Origin of the sequence: Micromonospora sp., from assembly GCF_048594385.1 — a bacterium.
Taxonomy (GTDB): Bacteria; Actinomycetota; Actinomycetes; order Mycobacteriales; family Micromonosporaceae; genus Micromonospora; species Micromonospora wenchangensis.
In genome coordinates this window covers 1-3,443 of the sequence record NZ_JBMDWU010000002.1, presented here as the reverse complement: position 1 = coordinate 3,443, position 3,443 = coordinate 1, and the positions used below count along the sequence as shown (strand labels likewise).

The window sequence follows — 3,443 nt, the reverse complement described above, 5'->3', positions numbered from 1 at the left end:
CACCGCGACCGGCGGGGTCGGGATGGCCGCCCTGCACTACGCCCGGCACCTCGGGGCCACCGTGCACACCACCGCGAGCGCGCCCAAGCAGGCCACCCTCAGCGCGCTCGGCGTGCCGGACTCCCACATCCACGACTCCCGGACGACGGCGTACGGCGGACGCATCCGGCAGACCGATCCCGACGGTGTCGACGTCGTCCTGAACACGCTGACCCACGAGCACGTGGACACCAGCCTCGCGCTGCTGGCCGAGGGGGGCACCTTCCTGGAGATCGGCAAGACCGACATCCGCGACCCCCACACCATCACCACCACCCACCCCCACCTCACCTACCAGCCCTACGACCTCCTCGACGCCGGACCCACCCGCATCCACCAACTCCTCACCACCCTCACCCACCTCATCACCACCAACGCCCTACCCGCCCTACCCGTCACCTGCTGGCCCGCCACCAACGCCCCCGACGCCCTACGGCACCTCAGCCAGGCCCGACACACCGGCAAGATCGCACTGACCATCCCCGCCCCCCGGCCGCAACGCGGCACCATCCTCATCACCGGCGCCACCGGCGCCCTCGCCACCCACACCGCACGACACCTCGCCACCACCCACCCCCACCACCACCTCCTGCTCACCACCCGAGGAAACCCCGACACCCTCACCCCCCTCACCACCGAACTCCACACCCACGGAACAACCACCACCACCGCCCAATACGACCCCACCCAACCCCACCAACTCCACCAACTCCTCACCACCATCCCCACCACCCACCCCCTCACCACCGTCATCCACACCGCCGGCACCCTCCACGACACCCCCCTCACCACCCAAACCCCCCACACCCTCCACACCACCCTCACCGCCAAAATCGACACCACCCACACCCTCCACACCGCACTCCAACACCACCCCGAGGTGAATCTCGTCGTTTTCGGCAGCGCCACCGGGACCCTAGGCAACGCCGGCCAGGCCAACTACGCCGCCGCCAACACGTTCCAGGACGCGTTGACGCACCACCGGCACACCATGGGGCTGGCCGGCACGACGATCGCGTGGGGCCTGTGGCACACCGAGTCGGGGATGGGGGCCGGCCTGCAGGAACAGGACCTGCAACGGCTCAGCCGGATCGGCGTACGACCGATGGACGTCGCCGACGGCCTGGCGGCGCTCGACGCGGCCGTCACCCTGGGCCAACCGGTGACCGTCGCGATGGGGCTGTACCTGCCCACCCTCACCGCGCGGGCCCGCGACGGGCTGCTCGCGCCACTGTTCCGGGCGTTGACCGGGCCGGTCGGCGTGGACGCGTCGCCGCAGGACGCACCGGCGGCGGTCCGGCCGCTGCCCGAACGGCTCGCCGGGCTCACCGACGCCGACCGGCACGACCTGCTCCTGACCCTGGTCTGTGAGAACGCGGCGATCACCCTGGGGCATGCCGGGGCGGCGGGCATCGCCCCGGAGCGGCAGTTCCGGGACCTCGGCATCGACTCGCTCACGGCGGTGGAACTGCGTAACCGGCTCGCCACGGCGACCCAGCTACGGCTCTCGGCCAGTCTGATCTTCGACCACCCGAGCCCGGCACAGCTGGCCCGGCACCTCGGCGACCGGTTGACACCGCAGGAGCGGGACCCGTTCGCGGTGCTGTTCGCCGAGTTGGACCGGTTGACCTCCGACCTGTCGGCGGCGGCACCGTCCGCCGCGGCGATGGGCCGGCTGTCCGGCCGGCTGGCCGGCTTCCTCGACCGGGTGGAGGAGCAGCGGTCCGCCCTGGTGGCGGACACCGGTGACGAGGTGACCGCGATCTCGACGGCGACCGACGACGAGATCTTCGACCTGATCGACAACGAACTCGGCATCGGCTGAAGGAGTCGCACATGACCGCACCAGTGATCATCGCCGGAGGGAGCCTGACCGGGCTCATGCTGGCGCACGAGCTGGCCCTGTGGGGGATCGACGTCGTCGTGCTGGAGCGCAGCCCCGACCTGACCGACGAGTCACCCGGGCAGGCGATCAACACCACCACCGCCGAACTGCTCGACCAGCGGGGCCTGCTCGCCGGGCTACGCGGGCACGTCTCCCCCGTGCAGGGCACGCACTTCTCGCTGATGTGGCTGGACATGTCGGCGCTCTCCGGCCGACATCTGCCGGCCATGCTGCTCGGGCACCAGTTCATCGCGCGCCGGCTCGACGAGGCCGCCGTGGCCCGTGGGGCCGATGTGCGCCGGGGCCACCGGGTGACGGCCTTCACCCAGGACGACGACGGCGTACGGGTCCGGGTCGGCACCGCCGACGGCGAGTACCACCTGCACGGCAGCTTCCTGGTGGCGGCCGACGGTGAGGACAGCACGGTGCGCGCGGCCGCCGGCATCGCCTTCCCCGGTGCGGGCCCGGCGAACTGCGGTCTGGTGGCCGACGTCGAGATCGCCGTCGCGGAGCTGGCCCCGGAACACCGTGGGTCACGGTTCTGCCCCGGTGGGGGCGTCTACTCGGCGGTGCCGGTCGGGCCGGAGCTGCTGCGGGTCATCACGGCGGAGTTCGACGTCGCGCCCCCCGCCGACACCGCGCCGACGACAGCCGAGCTGCGCGCGGCGGTCGCCCGGCTCACCGGCGCGGAGTTGCCGGACGTGCCGGTGCGCTGGGTACGCCGGTACGGCGGGCAGACCCGGACGGCGGACCGGATGCGCAGCGGCCGGGTCTTCCTGGCCGGCGACTCGGCGCACACCTTCTATCCGTTGGCCGGTCTCCGGCTCAACCTGTGTCTGCAGGACGCCGTCAACCTGGGCTGGAAGCTCGCCGCGGAGCTGTCCGGCTGGGGTCGGCCCGGCCTGCTGGACACCTACCACGAGGAGCGTCACCCGCAGGCGGTACGCGCGGCGGATGCCACCGACGCGCAGCTCGCCCTGATCCATCCGATCGACCGGGTGACGCCGCTGCGCGGCCTGTTCGCCGAGCTGCTGCGGCTGCCGCAGGTGAACACCTACCTGCTGGAGCTGTCGACCGGGCTCGACGTCCGGTACGACGTCGGGGTGGAGCCGTGCGGCCCGGTTCCGGTGGGCCGCCGCCTGCCGCACGTGCCGCTGGCCGGCGTCCGACCGCTGGCCGGTACGGCGGGGGGCTCGGCGACATCGACCTGCGTGGCCGACCTGCACCATGCCGGGCGCGGCGTCTACCTGGACCTCGGCGGCCGGACGCCGGTGCCGACCCGGCGCACCCTGGCGGCGCTGGGCGACCGGGTCGACGCGGTTCGCGCGGAGCCCACCGGGGAGATCCTGGCGGATGCCGTCCTGGTGCGTCCGGACGGTCACGTCGCCTGGGCCGGGGATCCGGTCTCGGATGCCGAGGGGCTGTCCGGCGCGCTCAAGTCGTGGTTCGGTGAGCCGGCCGGGTGACCGGTCGTGGGGGGGGGGGGGGGGGCGCCGGCGGCGGGGGGGGGGGGGGGGGC

General features: G+C 73.1%; 2 protein-coding genes. Both read left to right on the top strand.

All coding sequences use genetic code 11. The features are described from left to right. Positions 1-1,864: SDR family NAD(P)-dependent oxidoreductase (locus ACOJTC_RS00040; RefSeq protein WP_420115237.1), on the top strand; the 1,864-nt coding region annotated here is incomplete at its 5' end. 11 nt (positions 1,865-1,875) lie between these two features. Next, complete coding sequence (locus tag ACOJTC_RS00035; RefSeq protein ID WP_420115236.1) at positions 1,876-3,390, top strand: FAD-dependent monooxygenase; 1,515 nt, start codon at positions 1,876-1,878, stop codon at positions 3,388-3,390. The last annotated feature ends 53 nt before the right edge of the window (positions 3,391-3,443 follow it).